Source organism: Pseudochelatococcus contaminans, assembly GCF_014195635.1.
Taxonomy (GTDB): domain Bacteria; phylum Pseudomonadota; class Alphaproteobacteria; order Rhizobiales; family Beijerinckiaceae; genus Pseudochelatococcus; species Pseudochelatococcus contaminans.
In genome coordinates this window covers 75,655-96,292 of record NZ_JACICC010000005.1, presented here as the reverse complement: position 1 = coordinate 96,292, position 20,638 = coordinate 75,655, and the positions used below count along the sequence as shown (strand labels likewise).

15 protein-coding genes are annotated in these 20,638 nt (G+C 61.3%); 9 read left to right on the top strand and 6 right to left on the bottom strand.

Going from position 1 to position 20,638, the window contains the following annotated elements:
* Positions 1–15 precede the first annotated feature (15 nt).
* The 6 genes from FHS81_RS11035 to FHS81_RS11010 all read right to left on the bottom strand — a co-directional run bounded on the left by FHS81_RS11035 (position 16) and on the right by FHS81_RS11010 (position 10,267).
* Positions 16–2,100, bottom strand: coding sequence for a CDC27 family protein (locus FHS81_RS11035; RefSeq protein ID WP_183752951.1), 2,085 nt, complete (start codon positions 2,098–2,100; stop codon positions 16–18).
* Positions 2,091–3,188, bottom strand: a complete 1,098-nt coding sequence (locus FHS81_RS11030) for a family 8 glycosyl hydrolase (RefSeq protein WP_183752949.1) — start codon at positions 3,186–3,188, stop codon at positions 2,091–2,093. The genes FHS81_RS11035 and FHS81_RS11030 overlap by 10 nt, the downstream gene beginning before the upstream one ends.
* 140 nt (positions 3,189–3,328) lie before the next feature.
* The gene (locus FHS81_RS11025) at positions 3,329–5,725 is read right to left on the bottom strand and encodes a cellulose biosynthesis cyclic di-GMP-binding regulatory protein BcsB (protein ID WP_183752947.1); all 2,397 of its coding nucleotides are present in this window, start codon (positions 5,723–5,725) and stop codon (positions 3,329–3,331) included.
* Positions 5,722–7,938, bottom strand: coding sequence for a UDP-forming cellulose synthase catalytic subunit (bcsA, locus tag FHS81_RS11020; RefSeq protein WP_183752945.1), 2,217 nt, complete (start codon positions 7,936–7,938; stop codon positions 5,722–5,724). Before bcsA ends, FHS81_RS11025 begins: the two co-directional genes overlap by 4 nt.
* A gap of 45 nt (positions 7,939–7,983) precedes the next feature.
* Positions 7,984–8,883: a cellulose biosynthesis protein BcsN gene (gene bcsN / locus FHS81_RS11015; RefSeq protein WP_183752943.1), complete on the bottom strand. Its 900-nt coding sequence runs from the start codon at positions 8,881–8,883 to the stop codon at positions 7,984–7,986.
* Between the two features lie 484 nt (positions 8,884–9,367).
* Positions 9,368–10,267 carry a LysR family transcriptional regulator gene (locus FHS81_RS11010; RefSeq protein ID WP_183752941.1) on the bottom strand — a complete coding sequence of 300 codons (900 nt, stop codon included), beginning with the start codon at positions 10,265–10,267 and terminating at the stop codon, positions 9,368–9,370.
* 391 nt (positions 10,268–10,658) lie between these two features.
* Here FHS81_RS11010 and FHS81_RS11005 point away from each other — a divergent pair, with 391 nt between their 5' ends.
* From FHS81_RS11005 to FHS81_RS10965, 9 genes are all read left to right on the top strand, one after another.
* Entirely contained in the window at positions 10,659–11,630 is a 972-nt protein-coding gene (locus FHS81_RS11005; protein ID WP_183752939.1) for a metal ABC transporter solute-binding protein, Zn/Mn family, read from the top strand.
* 112 nt (positions 11,631–11,742) lie between these two features.
* Positions 11,743–12,573 (top strand): metal ABC transporter ATP-binding protein, encoded by an 831-nt coding sequence (locus FHS81_RS11000; protein ID WP_183752938.1) that lies wholly within the window; start codon positions 11,743–11,745, stop codon positions 12,571–12,573.
* A gap of 46 nt (positions 12,574–12,619) precedes the next feature.
* On the top strand, positions 12,620–13,828 hold the full coding sequence (locus FHS81_RS10995; RefSeq protein WP_183752936.1) for a metal ABC transporter permease: 1,209 nt from the start codon (positions 12,620–12,622) through the stop codon (positions 13,826–13,828).
* A gap of 10 nt (positions 13,829–13,838) precedes the next feature.
* On the top strand, positions 13,839–14,783 hold the full coding sequence (locus FHS81_RS10990) for a metal ABC transporter permease (RefSeq protein ID WP_183752934.1): 945 nt from the start codon (positions 13,839–13,841) through the stop codon (positions 14,781–14,783).
* Between the two features lie 234 nt (positions 14,784–15,017).
* Positions 15,018–16,124 (top strand): 5-methyltetrahydropteroyltriglutamate--homocysteine S-methyltransferase, encoded by a 1,107-nt coding sequence (locus tag FHS81_RS10985; RefSeq protein ID WP_183752932.1) that lies wholly within the window; start codon positions 15,018–15,020, stop codon positions 16,122–16,124.
* Between the two features lie 122 nt (positions 16,125–16,246).
* Complete coding sequence (locus tag FHS81_RS10980) at positions 16,247–17,326, top strand: toxic anion resistance protein (protein WP_183752929.1); 1,080 nt, start codon at positions 16,247–16,249, stop codon at positions 17,324–17,326.
* 10 nt (positions 17,327–17,336) lie between these two features.
* On the top strand, positions 17,337–18,902 hold the full coding sequence (locus FHS81_RS10975; protein WP_183752927.1) for a VWA domain-containing protein: 1,566 nt from the start codon (positions 17,337–17,339) through the stop codon (positions 18,900–18,902).
* Positions 18,902–19,519, top strand: coding sequence for a 5-bromo-4-chloroindolyl phosphate hydrolysis family protein (locus FHS81_RS10970; protein WP_183752925.1), 618 nt, complete (start codon positions 18,902–18,904; stop codon positions 19,517–19,519). Before FHS81_RS10975 ends, FHS81_RS10970 begins: the two co-directional genes overlap by 1 nt.
* A complete protein-coding gene (locus FHS81_RS10965; protein WP_183752923.1) occupies positions 19,516–20,622 on the top strand; it encodes a hypothetical protein in 1,107 nt (368 codons plus the stop codon). The genes FHS81_RS10970 and FHS81_RS10965 overlap by 4 nt, the downstream gene beginning before the upstream one ends.
* Positions 20,623–20,638 lie beyond the last annotated feature (16 nt).

Genomic DNA, 20,638 nt, shown 5'->3' with positions numbered 1-20,638 from the left:
ATTCCATGATACAGCTTAATACCTGTAACGATTGAGGCGTTCTGCGACGGCATTCAGGCCCTTGGCTCCGTCGGCCGACGTGCCGGCGCGTTTCAGCGCGCTGAACACCTTTTCCGCCTGCGAATATTGCCCAAGGTGAAAGTAGCTCCATCCGCGCAGCACCATGAGGTCGGTTTGCTCGGGCGCGTACCGCAGCCGCGCGTCGAGCGAATAGACCGTTTCCGCATAGCGCCCGCCGTTGAAGGCGGCGATGGCCTGCTGCGCGAGCAACATCGCCGTCAGTTCCTTCTTCTTCTGTGGGCCAAGACGTGCTTCGGAGGCGGCGATGGCAGCTTCGCTTGTCAGCCCGGACCGCAGATAGGCGAGAGTTTTGCCGTAAGCGGCGTCACTTCGCTTTTGTGCGCCGGCGGCGTTGTTCATAGCGACCTCGAATGCCTTTACGGCATCCAGCGGTCGGTCGAGCGTCAACAAACACCAGCCGAGCGCCAGCGCCGCGTCGCCGGACAGACGCGACAGTCCTTGCAACGATTGTGACGACGCGCAAGACCGCGTGCCCATACTGCCACCGACGCTACTGCTGGAGGGGCGTCTCGCATTGTCGCGGGCAGTTGCGGGGGCTGCACCCCCGAACAGCTCCCGATCATCGCGGCTGGTTGTTCGCACAGTCTGTGGGCTTGCCGATGCCGTGCGCCGACGAGCGGAAGGGGTTTCGATTTCAGCGATGCGCTGCGACCGGCCGGACCACGCATTCATGACGGCCATCATCCCGTCGCGGTCCCGCAGGTGCTGGCGCACGATGGCGAGGCCATATGCGGCAGGCTCGCTATCCCTGTCCCAACGCAGGGCCTGGATAAACCAGCGTTCCGCGGCGGTTGTCTGGCCCGAGTTATAGGCATACCAGCCCAAAGCCTGCGCGGCCTCCACTGACCGTTCCTGCAAAACCAGAGGCACGAAACGGGCGATGGTCGCTTCCTGCAGGCGGGGCGGCGGGTCTTGTGTCAGCAAGGCCGTCATGGTGTCGAGATACGCTTTGAGATTATCCTCGCTCTTGTCGTGCCATTCGAACGCGATCGGCTCTGCCTCGGCGTGGCGTCCCAGCGAGTTGAGGCTCAGTACATAACCTTCCGCCGCCTTGGCGCCGGCGCCCCGATCCAGAGCGGATTTGAACAATTGCGCCGCACGCTCTGTCTTGCCGTCCTTGCGAAGGTAGTAGGCCAGCAGCATGGCGTCGTCCGGTGTCGCGGCATCGGCTGTGGCGAGTTGCTCCATGCGGGTGACATCCGCGTCGGTCACGACTGTTTGCGCGCCTTCGGGTGTGTCAGTTCGCGCCGCTTCGCCGATGCGACGCCGCACCAGCGTATCGTGCGCGTCTGCCGCGCCATCGCCGTCATAGTTGGCCAGCAACTGCGCGGCGTCCTGCAAGGGTAGCAGCGCCATGGCCTTCGCGACCGTGGCGGAAAGCTCGTTGCTGTTGCGGCAATTGTCGATGATATATTTATAGACATCGCGTCCGCGTTCTGTATTGCCGGTTTCGATGAAGGCTTCTGCGACGCGCCAGAGCACCTCCATGTTGTCGCATACCAAAATGTCCGGCTTTTCTCTGGCCGCTTTCAGCACTGTTTCCCATTGCCGGGCCTCCGCCGCGTTGATCAGGCGAACCCGCATTTCGCCGTCGGACAGCTTGGCGACGAGATCGGCGGGCGGCGACCAGGCGGGATCGCTCTGGCGGCGTCTTGCGATGGCATCCCGGGTTTCGGGGAAGCGGCCTTCCGAGAACAGCGTCCACAATTGCTGGGTATCGGTATCCTGACGGTGGGGGCCAGCCTCCGGATCTTCCGGGGGCACCCATCCGGGGTAAAGCGCCTTCAGCCGCGCGATCTCGGCCAGCATTCGCTCCCGGTCTCCCTGCGCGGCATAATAATAAATGGCGCTTTCATCGACGCGCCGGTCGGTGGCAGCGCGCGATCTGGCCGGCCCAGGGGTTGTTTCGGCCACGGGCGCGCTCGTCTCCGGCGCGGGATACAGCCAACCTGCCTGATGGAGCAGAAATGCGCCGGCCGCCGCCACCAGTGCGTAGGGAAGAAGCGCTTTCAGAGACATTGAGGATACCTTTGCCGGACGAGCGACAGGCCGAGCAGATGCAACGTCGAAGGATAGTAGAGCGCCGGGCTGAAGCGTCGCAGCGTTTCCGGAATGGGCGTGCCGTCGAGGGCGCAGTCGAGGCTTGCGACGATCATTGCATAGCCGCTGTCGTCGAGGTCGTATCTGGAGCGGCCGCTATGAATATCGATGATGGCGGGCGCGTGTTGTCCGTTCCTGCTCCAGAGCTTTCTGAAGCGGGCAAGGCGGGGCCTGTCGTCGATACCCGCCCGCATCAGGTAGAGCGGAATGCGCAATGCATTATAGCCATATTCGGCGTTGAAACCCGCTGCGGGCCTCGGCCGTGCGGCATCGCGCACCGACACCCATTCGGACGGGGCGCCGGCAGGGCCGAAGCTGGTATGGTCGATCAGCATCAGGCCGCTTTCCGTCAACTTTTGCCAGACCGGCTGTTGCGGTCGATGCTTTGCGAACAGGGCGAGTGCCTCGAAAACCCAATAGGATGGGTTGATCACGGGCGCATCCGGGCGCGCGCCGCGATGAAACCCCTCGACCCCGGGAAGCAGCAGGGTTTGCCCGCCAGCACGGATGACGGTATTGCCCGCCACGGCATTCATGATGGTGCGTGCCGCCGCTGCCAGTTCGGGTTTTTCCCAGGCATTTGCTCCGAGAAGGAGCGCGCCGGCAATGAGGATGTCGCCGTCCGTGGCGTTGTTGATATCTGTGACATGCGGCCGCGTGGCGGGGTGCCAGCGCCATGCTGTCAGCCCGTCGTCACGCACCATCATCTGCGAGCGCACGAAGCCCCAGAGCGCGGAGAAGGTGGCTGAATCATCGGCCATCACCGCGAGCATCATGCCGTAGCCCTGGCTCTCGCTGTGGGTGATATCGCCGTTGGCATTGTCGACGACCCGGCCCGAAATGATGAAGCGGTCGCGATACTGCGCCCATTCGTCGGCGCGGATCAGCCCTGCGACGACCGTGGATTCCGCAGGTTGCGATGTGGCGCCGGGCGGGGCGGCCATCAACGCGCCAGACATCAACGCGCCAGACATCGGACCGGCACCCAGAAAGGCAGAGAGAGCCATGACCAGAGCATTTCGGCATTTCGTTGAAACGCGGAAATGCTCTATCTTGTTGGTTTTACGCGTTTTCTCCAAGAAAAGCGGTATCCGCTTTGCTTGAAAACGCTTCAGCCCGTAGCGCAGACGAGATCGATGACGATGCATTATCGCCTCCCCACCTGGATCAGAACCAGATAGCTGGCGAGGCCCAGCAGCGCACAGGCAAGCAGCATGACAAGCGCGTAGCTGGACAGGTTGGAGGAGAGCCAGTTGGCCGCCACCATGCGCAGGTTGAACAACTCCGGCGGATGCATGGGGATGAAATCCACCCATGCGGGCATCACCACGTCGACTGTGTAGGTCGACTGGCGGAACGCGGTGATCTTCCCGTCCACTTGCGGCCACATCACCGGCTCCGTCAGCTCTTTGATGCCGACTTCCAGAGCCTCGGCTGAGCCTGCTGTCATCACCGTCCACGTATAATTGCCCAGCATGCTGTGGCCCTGCGCCAGAACGATCAGCGTTCCGTTGGGCGGTGAGTAAGGAGGGGTGTTCAGCCGCGGGAAAACGGCGTCGACCGTCAGGTTGAAAGTGGAACGGAGCCATTGCTGAAAGGCTGCGAAGGTTCCGGGCGCATCCCCCTCCGGCCCGGTGCGCTTCTGCCAGCGCTCGCGGATATCTTCGGCGTTGGCCGGGTTGATGCCGGGCCGGCTCAAGGGCGCGTCCGTGTCGACCGTTCCGCTGCCGGGCAGGAGAGTATCGGCGCTTTCCTGTAGCGACGGCATATCAAACGCCAGCCCTGTCTGGGCCAGTGCCACCGGCGGCAGCTTTCCCGCCGCGCCGATCAGCAGGGCATTCTGCTGCTGGATGGCATTGATGTGCGGCACGATATCCACCGGCATGACGCGCTGCGCATGAAAGGAGACGTTGGCCAACAGCGTTGCCGCGGCGGCGACCGTGGCGCTTTCCTGATCGGCAAGATAGACGTAAAGCGTGCTTTCCTTGCGCCAGTAAGGAAAGCCGCGTGCGCTGAATGCCGCCAGATTGGGCGTGGTGCCCATGCGGCCGAAATCCGGAATGACGAGGCTGCTGCTGTCGAACAGCGCAAAACGCGGATCGCGTTGCAGTGTGGTTCCCGGTGCGCAGTCGGCATCCTGAGCGGTTCTGAACACGCCGCTGAGTTCGATGGTATTCACGCCGGGGCGGAAATGGTGCATTGGAATGCGGATCGGCATTTGCGTCACCATTTTGCCCGCTGTCATATCGAGCGGCAGCACGGAGGATGTGCGCCCGTTGACCGACACGATGAAGTAACTCCCCGGCTGCATATCGACAGCGAAACCGGCGTCGATAAGCAGCCGCGCCTCCCCATAGGCTTGCGTGTAGAAATCCATCGGCAGGGCCACGGTTATCGATGTGGTGAAACGCCGGCCGGAAAATTCCTGCGTCTCGACCCCAAGCATGCCGAACGCAAGCTTGCTTGCCCCTTTGCTGAAGGTCGTCTCGGGGCTGTAAAGCGAAGCTGTGTCGACGGTGGACGAGGGGCTCGGATCGCGGATGTTCTGCGGCACGATGAGCGCGATCCGCCTGTAGATCTCTTCCGGCGTCTCGCCGGCGATGACGAGTGCGGTGCTCCCGTCCCGCAGACTCCTGAAGGTGGCGTGCGGCAGAACGGGCGCGTCGGGGCCCGTCGCGGCATATTGTTGTGGGGACGGCGCCAGAAGCACCACCAGTTCACCTGGGCGGGAGCCGCCCGGCAGGTTACCTGTGATGGATACGACCGGATGAGCGAAGCGCCCCCGCACCGCCAGAGCCTGTGACAGATACAAGATCTCTTCGCCCAGCACGGAATCGCGCGGCGATGGCACGACGATGGTCAGGGTGGTCTCGCCGAAGGCATCGAAGCCCACGGCGGCAATATCGTCCAACGATTGCAGCCGTCCGGGACGGGCGCCGCTTGCGAATGTCAGATAGGTGCGTGCGGCGTCGATATCGGTCCATAGCTCATATGTGCTTTCCACGGTGCAGGCAACGCGGTGACGTTGCTCGGCCGTGATGTCGATTGTGTTCGCCCCCGCACGCAGCAATCCAGCGGGGACCGGAACCCTCACGATGCGCTGCGCGTCGGACGAGTCGATGGCGACGTCGAGAACGGATCGCCCGTTGATCTCCACCTTGAGACGCGACGCTTCCGGCATCACCGACACGGCATTGATGTAGGCCAGTTGCAATCCGGTAGCGGTTTCCGCCTCGTCGCCGGTCAAAAAGATGTTCCACGCGCGGGTGTTGCGCTCGCCGTCAAGGCGCAGGTTGCCCATTGGCAGAAGATACCTGCTTGTCCGGGAGCGGGCCTCACCGCCACTGCCGACGCGCATGTCCGGAGAAGACGGAGCGGTGTCATCCTTCTGCCGGGTGGCCGGGGGCGCTCCGTTTCCGCCGATATTGAACGGCGCGGGTGATGCTGCCCGTTCGCCAGCGTCAGGAGCCAGTTGTGCGTGCAGAGTGAGGGCGGAAAACACCGCCATGCCCAGCGTCAGCAGGGAGATGACAAGCCTTTTCATGACCCGGCCTCCGCGAGATTTCGTTCCGGCCGGGAACGCGCCAGCAGGAAGGACAGGCCGCGCCGCGTTTGATAAAGAGCCATCCTCAGAAACCAGATCGTGCCTTGCATGAGGCCGATATTGCTCTGGCGTTCCTTCTGGAACTGCTCCCATTGATCGGCATTGGCGTAGGCAAGGTCGGCGATCATCGCGTAATGGGCCGCTTGCGTGGCGACAAATGCGCAGCCGACGTAAACCGCCTCCGGCCCCGCTTTCACGCTGCGGATTTTCATCGGCAGGGGAGTGCCGGCCTCGCCGCTGCACATCCTGAACGTGATCGACAGAGCGTCACCTGGTCGCAAGGGTTGTCCGCCGGCCAAGGGCTGTCCGCCGGCCAAGGGTTGTCCGTCGGCATTGACGATCCGCACCCCGGCGCCGCTGATCGAAACATCCTCCACGGTGCCGGCCAGCACCTCGCCGGTGGCCGTGGTGATCTCGCATCTGCGGGTGATCGGAATGCGATGGAAGCCGCGCAAGTTGCGACGGTCGGAGATCGCGCCCAGCGCGCAGCCGGCGATGATGAGGTTCAGCAGGTTCCATCCGCCGACGGTCAATACCAGCCCGGCGACGTGCGGAGAGTCGAACACGCGCCATATCGACACCGCCAGCGTGGCGGCCAGAATGGCGAACAGAATAAAGAACGGCTTGCCGATATCGGCGATCCTGTCCTCGCTCTGTGTCACGTTCTTGGCCGTGACGCGGAACGAGGGCTTGTGGGGGTTGGCCAGCACCGAAAACACCGCCGGAAGCAGGTGTATCATCTGCACATATTCATACAGCTCCGAAACCCACGGCCACCGGCAACTGCCATAAAGGTAGTTCTGCATCAGCAGGCTGATGAGCATATAGCTCAAGACATAGGCGATGAATTCTCCGCCGGAGACGACGAAAACTCTCATATCGAACAGAAGAAACAGCAGCGGCGCGACGAGAAATATGGCTCTCGTCACGGGGAACATCCAGTGGAAGCCGCTCGACATGTAGCAAAAGCGCTGCGCCAGCGTCAGGCCGGATTTGAACAGCGGGAAATTGAACAGCATGATCTGGATCATGCCTTGCGCCCAGCGCGATCTCTGCCCGATGAAGTTGGTATACGTTTCAGGCTGAAGCCCTGCGATCAGCGGCTTGCCGACATAAGCGCTGGACCAGCCCCGCGCGTGCAAGGCAAGCGAGGTTTCGCAATCCTCCGTGATGCTGCTGTGGCAAAAACCGCCGATGTCGTTGATGGCCTCACGCCGCAGCACAGCCGCCGACCCGCAGAAGTATGCCGCATTCCATTTGTCGAGCGAGCGCAGGATGATGCTGTTGAACATCTCGTTCTCGGACGGCATCTTCCTGAAAGTATCGAGGTTCTTCTCGATCGGGTCGGCATTGATGAAGAAGTGCGGCGTCTGCACAAGAAACAGTTTCTTGTCGCCAGGGAAAAAGCCTACGGTCTCCATCAGGAAATTTCGCGCCGGCGCATGGTCTGCGTCAAAGACGGCGATGAGTTCGCTGGTGGAATGGGCCAGGCCGTTGTTGAGGTTGCCGGCCTTGGCATGCTTGTTCTCGGCGCGGGTGAGGTAACGCACGCCGAAATCTTCGCACAACCGGCTCAAATCCTCGCGCCGGCGTCTGGCCGCTATCGAGGTGAGGGCGTCGTCGGAATTGGTCTTTTCATCGGTGCTGCCATCATCCAGCAGCCAGATCGTCAGCTTGTCGGCGGGATAGTCCATGCCCCGCGCTGCCGCGAGCGTGGCTGCGAGCAGCGCGCGTTCCTCATTATAGGTTGGCACGAAGACATCGACCGTCGGCAGATCGTCGCGGGCGATGACCGGACACTCGCGCGGCCGTGGGGGAAGCGACACGATGAACAGGTTCAGCCCGACAGTAAAGATGACGTACATCTCTGCCGAATAAAGCAGAATGGCGGGAATGAAGTTGTGCAACTCACCCGTGGGGGGAAGCGTACTTGTCGTGCGCCAGTAGACATAGCGCATGATGATACTGACGCCGAGCACGATGAAAATCAGCCGCCAAGGCCCCTGTGCCCTGAACGCCTTCAGCACGCTCATGACGATGATCACCGCGCAGGAATACACGAGGTGGGCCTGCACGCTGATGGGCAGCATTGCAAGGGCGGCGACGATCAGCGCAACGCTTGCCCATAACAGTCCGGCACCGGCTTTGTTCATGTCATTTTCCTTCGGAGCAGGCGGCTGACGAAATTCGCGGACAGGTCAGGGCGGAGGCAGTGGAATGGTGGGGTAGTTGCGCAGATCGACGGGATCGTCGCCCCGGCTTTCGGCAGGCCACCGCCCGGTGGCGGTGTTCCGCGTGGCAGGGGGTGGCACGTCGAGGAAATCGATTAGTTCAAGCGGCGCATCTTGCCGGCCCGACCTTGCGGGAGCCTCTCTTGCCGCAGCTTCCCTTGCCGCAGCCGGTCTGACGGGAGAGCGCGATAGCGGCTGCGGATCGGGCGGGGTCAGTACGGGCGGCCGGATATCCTCGCCAGGCGTGCCGATATCGGGATTGAGCGACGGCGTGCCGTCATAAGGTTGCCAGTTCCAGCGCGCGAGATAGGCATTGATGGTGAAGCCGTACATCATCTCCAGCAGATCGCCGACGCTGGCGCCGGAGTCGCACATATCCAGGCGAATATCGATCCTTCCGCCGACACCGTCGATGAGGGATGCCGCCCGGCTGCGGGTGATCGTCTGCCATGCATAGATGCACGTGTCGCCCGCAGTCGTCCGGCCCGTGGCGAATCCGAAAGGCCCGAAGCGGTTCTGGACGAAATAAGCCGACATCTCCATCGCGACATCGGGGAAGCGTTCCGCAAGCTCTTTCTGGATCAAGAACGGATCGATACGCCTCACTTCGAGATCCCGGGTGCCGGGGCCGCCGGTTTCCCCCGGCAGCATGAAGGTAACGTGATAGCGGCTTTGTCCGGGCCGGCGTGAGTCGGTCTGGAGGATCAGTTCCTGCACATAGGCGTTGGTGTACCGGCTTTCGAGCACGCCGATGATCGGCGTCGTGCCGATGGATGGAACGAGCATGGCGCGGCTGAGCGACACCTGACTTGTTTCACTGATGATTTCAAGCGACTGAGGATCGAAACGCGGCGCGCAGGCCGTCATACAGGACAAGCCGATGCCAAGTGCCATTATTGTCCGCATATACGACGCATATCGGGTCGTCGTGAAGGTACGATGCGGTTTAAAATGCGGGGAATGGCGCGATCGACCGGATGACATGTTTCACCAATGCCTTTCGGCTTCACGATTATGAGGCAATCATAGACGGTTAAGCCGTTGATATGATTGCAGCTATCAATATTCGTGAAAGAATCGGGAAAGTCTTGATGTCGCCGATTCTTTCAGTGCATCCGCGCGCTGATGATGTCGCATTGCACGACATATATGTCAATTAAAATGGTTAACGATTCCCTACCGTGCCTTTTACCAGACGCGATTACGCGCGGCTGCGCACAGGCAACCGGCTTATTATTGATTAGACGGCATAAAATATCGGCCGGAGAGGTTTCGTTGTCTGATGAAATTTGCGTTCAATTCAATGAAATGACTTGGAAATGACCTGGAAATGACTTGACCGCGGGGTGCTCTATTCAAGCGTTGTCATCAGCGCCGGAATGTTTTGTTCAACGAAGTTGGAAAACGCATCGATGCGCGGCGGTAGTTTCTGGTAAGGCGGGTAGTAGAGCGTCAGCCAGAGCTGTGGCGGTTGCCAGCCGGACAGAATCGGGACGAGGCGCCCGGCCTTGAGATGGTCCGCAACGATGAACACCGGCAGCAGCGTGACGCCCGCGCCATCGGCTGCCATCCGGGCCAGCAATTCGCCGTTGTTGGCGCTGACCGAACGGCCGGCGGAGACGGTCACCGTGGTTTTGCCGTCTGAAAGCTCCCACGTTTCTAGCCGGCTGTCCGGGCTATAGGCGAGGCAGGCGTCGGGGTTGAGTTCATTTGGATGCATTGCAGCGGAGCAGGTGGAGCCGGGTGCGGCGACGAGGATGCGCCTGACCTCGCAGATCTTGCGCCAGATCGTGAATTTGTCCGAAGGTGGCCCCGAGATCCGGATGGCAAGGTCGAAGTCCTGCTCGACCATGTCGACCAGCCGGTCCGTCAGCGACAGTTCGATGGCGATCTTTGGATAAAGATTACGAAAGCTGCCCAGAATTTGCGGCAAAACACGCTGCCCTAGCGACATCGGCGCGTTCAGCCGCAAGCGGCCTTCATCTGCCTTATGCGCATTGATCATGTCGGTGCGCGCATCCACCAGCATGCGCATCGCGGGGTCGATGCGGGCGGCGAACAGTGCGCCGTCCGTGGTCAGCGATACACGCCGTGTCGTTCTGACGAACAGTTGCACCCCGAGTTGCGCCTCAAGCGCCGCGATGGTGCGGGTGACGAACGCGGGAGTCGTGTCCAGTTCGCGCGCGACCTGGGCAAAATTTCGTTTTTGCGCTGCCAGCAGGAAGGTACGGAAAGCTTTGATCTCATCCATCTCGATATGACCCGACCGTTTGCGCTATCAGCACGGCAATTCTCCGACACTTTCCCGCAAGGATCAATTCTTGCCCCCGCTCCGTACCGGATGTCTACTCAACGGGACATCATCCTTTGCATAAAATGTATATATGTATAACATTAAATATAAAAATAATGGCAATATTATAAATTGACGAAAATTGAAAAATAAAATTCAAGCTTACGTGAAAAATAATCAATAATTTATAATGTAAAAAATATCCAACAGCAAAGAAATTTTGTTAAATTTTTGTTGTATTTTCATGCAAAATTCTCTTGTATGCGCATAAATACATTAAAATTTTTAAAATCTGTATTTTAATTTCTTGGGCGTTGCCATGCTGGCGCGCCGGCAGGGAGAGGTTTTCATGTTTCACTTTTTGAAGCGCGCTGTCGTGGGCGGCGTGATGGGTGCTGCATTGGCAGCTGTGGTGGCAGTTGCTCCGGCTTCCGCACAGAACAAGAAGATCAATGTCGTCGCCACGACCGGTATGATTGCCGATGCTGTAAAGCAGGTGGGCGGCGGCCGGGTTGAAGTGAAGGCGTTGATGAAGCCCGGCGTCGATCCGCATGTCTACCGCCAGACCCGTTCCGACATCGCCGCCATGGTCAAGGCCGACGCCGTATTCTGGCATGGTCTTTATCTTGAGGCACAGCTCGAAGGTTTTCTTGAGGATCTGGCAAAGCGCAAGCCGGTGATCGCTTTGGCGGAAAATCTGCCAAAAGACCAGCTTCTGCCCAGCGAGGAATATGAAAACCGCTTCGATCCGCACGTCTGGATGAACCCCCGTCTGTGGAAGATCGTCGTCAACACCGCGCGCGATCAACTGACGAAGCTCGACCCCGCCGGCAAGGCTGACTTTGCTTCCAATGCGGAGCGTCATATCGCTGAAATCGATGCGCTGGCGGCTTATTCCGACAAGGTTCTGGGGACGGTTCCGGAAGCCTCGCGCGTGTTCATTTCCGCGCACGACGCGTTCGGCTATTTCGGCAAAGCGTACAACTATGAAGTGATGGGCATTCAGGGCGTATCGACCGAAAGCGAGGCCGGCCTGAAGCACATTGAGGATCTCGTCAATCTGCTGGTGGACAGGAAGATCGGGGCGATCTTCGTCGAGTCTTCCGTGTCGGATCGCAACGTCAAGGCGCTGACCGAGGGTGCTGCGGCACGCGACCACAAGGTGATCGTCGGCGGCGAACTGTTCTCCGACTCCATGGGCGCACCCGGCACTTATGAGGGCACCTACATCGGCATGATCGATCACAACGCCACCGTGATCGCACGCGCCCTTGGCGGCGAGGCTCCGAAAACGGGTCTCAACGGCAAGCTCGCACACTGATGCACTGCTTCTGACACGCTGGCCCCGCGGTTTGCCGGGCCAGCCGGAACCGGGACGGGTGAGCCGTCCCGGTCAGCAGAGTTGCTTATGCCCATTTCATAAAGGAGCAGAGATGGCGATTGACAATAACCCGCAGCTCGTGAACCCGCAGCTCGTGGCGCTGGATTGTGTCGCGTCTGCTCACGGCCATCCGGAAAGCCCTCTGTCGATCAGCGGCTTGACGGTGTCCTACGGCGAGAAGCCGGTGCTGTTTTCCGTTGATTTCGTCACGCCGAAGGACGCTATGCTGGCGATCATCGGACCCAACGGAGCCGGCAAGTCGACGCTGATCAAGGCGTCCCTCGGCATCGTGCCGCGGATTTCCGGTGACGTCACCGTGTTCGGCGAACCTTATGCCGACGTGCGTCACCGCATTGCCTATGTTCCGCAGCGCGCCAGCGTGGATTGGGATTTTCCCGCCACGGTTCTCGATGTTGTCATCATGGGGCTTTATCGCGAGATCGGCTTCTTGCGCTTCGCCGGCAGGAAACACCGTGACAAGGCTATGGAGTGCCTTGCGCGCGTCGGCCTCGAAAGTTTCGCCCACCGGCAGATCGGCCAGCTTTCCGGCGGTCAGCAGCAGCGCGTGTTTCTGGCGCGTGCGCTGGCGCAGGACGCGGACCTTTACATCATGGACGAGCCCTTCGCCGGTGTGGATGCGGCGACGGAGCGCGCCATCATCTCCGTGCTCAAGGAGGTGAACGCGGCCGGCAACACGGTGATGTGCGTCCACCACGATCTGGCGACGGTGCCCGAGTACTTCACCCATGTACTGATGGTCAACGTGCGCAAGATCGCCGACGGCCCCGTCGCGACGGCGTTCACGCATGAGAACCTGCAGACCGCATATGGTGGCAGGCTCCAGATGGGGCAGGTCGCCCAGTTCGCGGCCACCGGGTCTTGAGCGGGCAGGGTGCAAGGCACGGAATCCAGTTTGTCGGAGTCAGCTCATGGACGCATTTCTCTCCGCTCTCGTCTTTCAGGCGGGGTATAACACCACGGTCGTTTCCATCGGCTCGGCCATTCTGGGTGCCAGCGCCGGGGCTATCGGCGCATTCGTGCTGCTGCGCAAGCGCTCGCTCGTCAGCGATACCATCAGCCATGCAACGCTGCCGGGTCTCGCGCTGGCCTTTATTTTTATGGCCCTCGTCACCGGGGATGGCCGCTGGGTCGGCGGGCTGATGATCGGCGCCGCCATCAGTGCCGGTATCGGTCTGGTCGTGGTGGAATGGATGGTGCGCCATACGCGCCTTGCCGAGGATGCGGCCATCGGTTCGGTGCTGTCGGTGTTCTTCGGTTTCGGCATCGTGCTCCTCACCGTCATCCAGTCCATGGAAACGGGGAGGCAGGCGGGCATTTCCGATTATCTCGTCGGCTCGACGGCCGGAATGCTGCGCTCCGAGGATGAAACCATCGCCATTGCGGCATTGGTGGTTGGCGCGGTGATCTTCGTCATGCGCCGCTCGTTTACGCTGGTCTGCTTCGATCAGGAGTATGCCGCCGTGCGGGGTGTCAACGTGAGATTGACGGATCTCGTGATGCTCGGCCTCTTGCTCGCCATCACCGTGATCGGCCTCAAGGTCGCGGGCCTCGTGCTCATCGTGGCCATGACCATCATTCCCCCGGTCACAGCCCGGTTCTGGACCGACAGGCCGGAGCCGATGCCCATCATCGCGGCGGCCATCGGCGCGGTATCGGCTTATCTCGGTGCCATCATTTCGTCGCTGGACGGCGGGTTGCCGACCGGCCCGCTGATCGTGCTCGTCGCGTTCGGTGTATTCATCGCCTCCATGCTGTTCTCGCCGCGCAGCGGGCTGTTCGCCGGTAATTTGCGCAAGCTCTCGTTCCGGCATGACGTCCACGAGCGGCAGGGCATGCTGGCGCTGGCGCGTGGCAAGCGCATCCGCGATCCCGTGACGCTGCGCATTCTGCAGCGGAAGGGCCTCGTGCGCCGTGATGGCGTGGCGACTCCCCAGGGGCAGGCGGCGGGGGCCGAGGTTGTACGGGACGAAGCCCGCTGGGCGCTCTATTGCCGCCTCTATCCGGAGGAAGCGGCGGGCACCACGCATCAGGGTGTGACGGCCATCAAGGAGGCGCTGCCGCCCGATCTGATTGCCGATCTCGACCGCCGCCTTTCGCTTCAACAGGCCCAGCCGTGAGCACAAGTCCATGAGCAACGATTTCGTCCAACTCTCCCTGATGCCGCTGGCGATAGGCGTGCTGGCATGCATAGCCTGCGCGCTGCTGGGCAACTTCCTCGTGCTGCGCCGCCAGAGTATGATCGGCGACGCGGTGTCCCATGTCGCGCTGCCCGGCATCGTGCTGGCTGTCATCCTGTCCGGCACGCTCGATGTCGGCCCCATGCTGGTGGGCGCGGCGGGGGCGGCCATCGTCGCGGCGCTGCTGATCGAGCTGGTGCGCAAGGTTGGCAATGTCGAGCCGGGCGCGGCCATCGGCGTGGTGCTCACAACCCTGTTCGCGAGCGGCGTGCTGCTGCTTGAGCAAACCGACACCAGCAAGGTGCATCTGGACGTGGAGCACGCGCTTTACGGCAACCTCGAAAGCCTGATCTGGCTGGCGGGCGATAGCTGGGGATCGCTGCTCGATCCGCAGGCGCTTGCCGAAATCCCGCCGCAGCTTCCACGGCTCGCCATTGTGCTGGTCGCGGTCTCGGCCTTCATCGCCATTTTCTGGAAGGAACTGGTGATCGGCACGTTCGATACGGCCTTTGCGGACAGCATCGGCGCGCGGCCGCAGGGCGTGGGCTTCGGGCTGATCGTGATGGTTGCCGTTGCCGCCGTTGCGGCCTTCGACGCGGTGGGGTCGATCATCGTCATCGCCATGTTCATCTGCCCGCCATCCGCCGCGCGTCTGATGACGGATCGCATGCCAGCCCAGATAACGTGGAGCGTGGTTTTCGCAACCCTCTCGGCGGTGTTCGGCTATATCCTTGCGGGTTACGGCCCGTTGTGGATCGGCGCGACATCCAGCGTCAGCGCCGCCGGTATGATCGCGACGGTCTCCGGCATCATTCTGGGCATTGTCTGCTTCATCGGGCCGAAACGGCACGGCATCAGAGGGGCAGGCGCGTTGTCAGCGGCTCCGGCGGAGTAAAATCCTCAGCAGGCTAAAACCTGCATCTGCTGCAATAATGGGGGAGGCAGACGCTGATACTGACACGTTCGTATTGCACGGCAGCGTCAAGGTGGTATGCGTGACCTTATCTGATTGAGTCACGCCGGCCACCTGCGGATGCGCAGTCGCCTTTCGGGGTCGCCGGTCTACCGCGACTGGCGACGCGCGCCGGGACCATGCATGGTTCCGGCAATGCCGAAGAAAGGACGTTTCATGACGACGTATCAGCACCCGCCTTTCCGGGCCGACCATGTGGGCAGCCTGCTGCGCCCCAAGGCGATTGCCGAGGCCCGTCATCAAGGCCTGACCGGAGATGCGCTCAAAGCCGTCGAGGATCGTGAGATACCGGCTCTGATCCGTATGCAGGAAGACGTCGGCCTCAAGGTGGTGACGGACGGCGAGGCTCGCCGCTCGTTCTGGCACTACGATTTCATGGGGCTGCTGAACGGTTACGATATCGTCAGGCGCGAAGGCGAGGGCCTGAGCTTTGCCGGCACGCATCTGCCGCCCTATTATCCGCAGGTGACCGGGCCGCTGAGCTTCCCTGCCGATCATCCGATGATCGAACATTTCCGTTTCGTCGCCGCGCACACTCACGTTTGCCCGAAAATATCGATTCCCGGTCCGTCATGCGTGCATTTCCGCGTGACGAAGGAGACGAACGGCTACGCGCCGTACCAAGACCCACAAGTTTTCTTTCAGGCCATCGCGGACACCTATAAGGACGCTGTGAAGGCTTTTTACGATGCCGGTTGCCGCTACCTGCAACTGGACGACATCTACTTCGCCTTCCTTGGCGATCCCAAACACCGAGCGGAAAAGCAGGCCGAGGGCATGGACCCTGACTGGCTGATCGACCGCTACGCATGGATGCTGAACGAGGCCATCAAGGATCGTCCGGCCGATATGGTCATCGGCATGCATATGTGCCGGGGCAATTTCAAGTCCACCTGGGCTGCGGAAGGCGGCTACGACGCGGCGGCGGACGCGATTTTCAACAAGGCGGATGTCGACGTCTACTTCATGGAGTACGACGACGAGCGCTCCGGTGGTCTGGAACCTTTGCGCCTGCTGCCCAAGGGCAAGAAGCGCGTGCTGCCCGGCTTCATCACCACCAAGACGCCGGCGTTGGAAAGCCTTGACGATATCAAGCGCAAATTCGACGAGGCGACGAAATACGTCGATATCGACCAGCTCGGCATCGCGCCCCAATGTGGCTTCGCATCGACCGAGCACGGCAACGCGTTGACCGAGGACGAGCAGCGGCGCAAGCTCGAACTCGTCGTCACCGTCGCCAAGGCAATCTGGAACGAAACCTAACGCAATATGCCCCGCGCGGCTGCTCTTCGACGCTGCCGCGTGGGGATTTGCAACAAAATCGTCATATTAACTGTTCACAACGATTACGGTCGATTTCCCGCTTTCCAGACAGGGTTTGCATCATGGCGTCATCCAACAGTCCCGACACCCGCAACAGTCTCCAGACACGGGCGGAGGGGCTTCCGGTTCCCGTGGCCGATCCGGCTGAAGTCGCGCGCATCGCGGCATCCATCGACATCGGCGACCGTGCGGCCATTGCCACCTACGGCGACGGGGCGCAGCGGGACGTCACCCGGTATGTCGACAACATCCTTGCGCAGATCCAATCCAAGGACATCGGCGAGGCCGGGACGCTGTTGAGTGAGATCCTGCTCAAATCGAAGGGGCTGGACCCGGCATCCCTTAAGGAGCGGGGTTTCCTGTCGCGCATTTTCGGTTCCGCCGAGCGGGAGCTGGAAAAGTTCTCGATGCAGTTTCAGGATGTCGCCAGCCAGATCGACCGCATCAGCCTTGAACTTGACAAGCACAAGGATGTGCTGACGCAGGACATAGCCCTGTTCGATGACCTTTATGACCGCACCCTGACCTCCCTGCGGCGTCTCGACGTGCATATCGAGGCCGGTAAGTCGTTCGCAGAGGAATACCGCGCCACCACGCTGCCGCAACTGCAAAAGGCGGCGACCGATTCCGGCGATGCCATTGCCGCGCAGAGATATCAGGATGCCGTGCAGTCCATCGACCGGCTGGAAAAGCGGGTGTATTACCTGCAGCAGGCCCGCCAGATCGCGATCCAGCAACTGCCGCAGATCCGCATCATCCAGTCCGGCGACCAGACGCTGATCGAGAATCTTCAGGCAACGACGACGCTGACCGTGCCGGCGTGGAAGCAGAAGATGGTCATCCTGCTCGGCCTTCACCGCCAGCGCAAGGCGCTGGAGTTGCAGGAAGCCGTGACCGACGCCACCGACAGGATGATCCAGCAGGCGGCGGAAATGATGAAGGATCAGGCCATCGCCATCGAGAAGCAGTCCCAGAAGGGCATCGTCAGCATCGAGGCATTGCAGAGCGCCAACAAGGATCTTGTGGATACCATCCAGTCGGTTATCCGGATTCAGCAGGAAGGGCAGCAAAAGCGGGCCCAGGCTGAAAAGCAGCTTGAGCACATGACGGACGACCTGAAGAAGGCCCTGACATCCTCCTGAGGAAACCGATATGCGCAAATTCATCGCGGCTTGTCTGTGCCTGCTGACGCTGGGTGCATGTTCCGACACTGCGCCCAAGGACACGTTCACCATCGTCGCGGGCTCCGAGAACCGCGATCTGGAGCCGATCGTGCAGGAGTTCTGCGCCGCGCAGAAGCGCGAGTGCGCCGTCACATATCTGGGCTCGCTCGATATCGGGCTGTCGCTCTCCGATGCCGAGCAGAAGTATGACGCAGTATGGCCGGCTGCCAGCATCTGGATCAACATCTTCGATCAGGATCGCAAGGTCCGTCATCTGGCTTCAATCGCCCAGAATCCGGTCGTCCTTGGCGTCCGCGAACCTCTGGCGCGTGAGCTTGGCTGGGTCGGTCGCGACGTGTCGATGGCCGATATCGTCAACGCCATCAGGGACGGCAAGCTGGGTTACGTGATGACGTCCGCAACCCAGTCCAACTCTGGTGCCAGCGCTTACCTCGCCATGCTCTCCGCCGCCGTCACCCACGGCGACACGATCAGGCGGCAGGATCTCGACGATCCCGCTACCACCGAAACTGTGAGAACCCTGCTCAAGGGCATCCAGCGTTCAGCCGGTTCATCGGGCTGGCTGGCGGATCTCTACGTCGCCTCGGCGCAGCGCGGGGCAGGTTATGACGGCATGTGGAACTACGAGGTCACGATCCGCGACGCCAACAACCAGCTTCGGGACAAGGGCGAAGACCTGCTTTACGCCATCTATCCGCGCGAAGGCGTTGCCGTCGCTGACTCGCCGCTAGGATTTGTCGACCGCACCGGGCAGTCGGACACGGAAGATTTCTTCCTCAAGCTGCAATCTCATCTGACATCGGCGGATATCCAGAAGCGCATCGCGGATACTGGCCGCCGGCTGCCATTCGGCTCAGCCTCCAACGCCACCCCGCAAGCCGAGCCCGAATGGAACTTCAATCCGGAAAAGCTCATCTCGACCATCCGGATGCCGGAGCCGGATGTAATCAGGCAGGCGCTGGATCTTTATCAAAGCGCCTTGCGCCGCCCCTCCGTCACCGCCATGTGTCTCGATTATTCCGGGTCGATGAGCGGGGAAGGCGTGCAGCAATTGCGTGAGGCGATGACGTTCCTGCTGACGCCGGAGCAGACCAAACGGCAGCTCGTGCAGTGGTCGCCGCAGGATCGCATCGTCATCATCCCCTTTGACTCCCGCCCGCGTGAAGAATTCCAGTCGACGGGCGTCGAGGAGGAGCAGGAGGCGATGCTATCCGCCGTCAAGAACCTCTCCGCCGCCGGTGGGACCAACCTTTACGCCTGCGCGACCCTGGCGCTGAAATACATCGACGACATCAACAGCAACGAGGAATATCTGCCGGCAGTCGTCATCATGTCGGACGGTAAAAGCGGCGGACACGTGGATGAATTCCTGCGTGCGTGGGAGGACAGCACGAAGCCGCCCGTGTTCGGCATCACTTTCGCGGATGCGGACGAACGCCAGCTCGACGCACTGGCTGAGGCCACCGGCGGACGTGTCTTCGATGGCCGGCGCGACCTGATCGACGCCTTCCGGTCGATGCGGGGTTACAACTGATGGCGGCGCTCTCGCGCAACGACTGGCAATGGCTTGCAGGCGGGGTCGTTGGGGCACTCAGCGTGCCGCTGCTCACCGTCGGCGTGGGCTTTCCACTTTTCGTCTCCGCGGCCATTGGCGTCGTGCTCTTTCTGGGCGTGACGTTGCTGCTGTCTCCCAGACGATTGTTCGAGGGGTTGTCCTTCACGGGGGTCAGCAAGGGGCAGCTCGACTTTGCCCGCGATCTCATAAAGGAGGGCGACGCCCACGTGCGGAAGTTGCGCGCGCTGGCGCGAGACATGCCCGGCCGCGAAATGGCAGGACGTCTCAACCATCTGGCAGAGACGGGCGCGCGGATATTGGCGGATATCGAGAAAAAGCCGCGCAAGGCGTCGTCGGTGGGGCGTTTCGTCAGCTATTATCTGCCCCAAACCGTGCGCATCGCCGAGGGCTATCTCGTGTTGCATGGCCGCACCCGGCCCGACCCTGAGCGCCTGCGTGAGTTGTCGAGCGTCGTGGATCGGCTCGATACCGTGTTCGATCAATATGCTGATACGCTTGTCGAAAACGAACTCTCGGCACTGGATGTGCAGCTTCGCCTGATAGACGCCTCACTCAAGCAGGATATCAAGCAATGACATTATCGCGTCGCGCTCTCGGTGGCGTCCTGATCGGTGGCGCTATTGCCGGAACCGGCGCCTATGTGGCGCTCAAGGATAACCCGCTTCTGCGCGGTCTCACCGGCAATGCCACGGAACTCAAGGGGTTCGTCGGCGGCGAGAAGCAGCCTTATCTCGCCAATCCGCGCGTGGCCGATCTTCTGCGAAAGCAGGGCATAACGCTGCACAGCACCATCGCCGGCTCAGTTGAAATGGTGCGGCAGAAATCATTGATCGACCAGCAGCCGGATTTTCTCTGGCCGTCGTCGTCCGTGATGACCGAAATGGCGAAGATGAACGGCCTGCCTGTCGTCCGGGATCAGACCATCCTCAACACACCGATTGTGATCTATTCCTGGAGCAACATCGTTGACGGACTTGTGGCCAATGGCCTCGTCACCCGCACGCCGGACGGTCACTACGAAATCGACACCCGCGCGCTGATCGCCGCCATCGCGGCCCGCACGCCATGGAAGGATCTGGGCGTGCCATCACTGTATGGCGCAATCCGGATTTCCTCGACCGATCCCAACCGCTCCAACTCCGGTTTCATGTTCGCGGGGCTGGTGCTGAGTGCGCTCACCGGCTCGGTGCCGGATGCCGGCGACCTCAACGCGCATTTCAACACGGTCAAAACCGTGTTCGATGAAATGGGCTTCAAGTCGCCCAGCTCCGGTAAGCTGTTCGATCAATACATCGCCGGCGGCCCCGGCAGCGAGCCGATGATCGTCGGCTACGAAAACCAGCTCGTTGAATGGGCGCAGGCCGATCCCAAGCGTTGGGAGCGCATTCAGTCGGGCAGGGGAACCAAGCCAGTCTTGATCTATCCGCGCCCCACGGTCTACTCTGCCCATCCCCTGCTTGCACTCGGCACGCAAGCCACACCGCTGATCGACGCTTTGCTGTCGCCTGAACTTCAGGCCATTGCCTGGACGGATCACGGCTTCCGCGGCCCGCTCGGCGAGCAAACCGCGACCACTTTGCCGGGACTGGCGGAACTGCTGATTCCGGAAGTCAGCGCCACGCTACCTTTGCCCGGCGCGCCGGTGATGCTGGATCTCATCCAGCGTCTCGATTCCTGAACACTCGTGTTTGCGC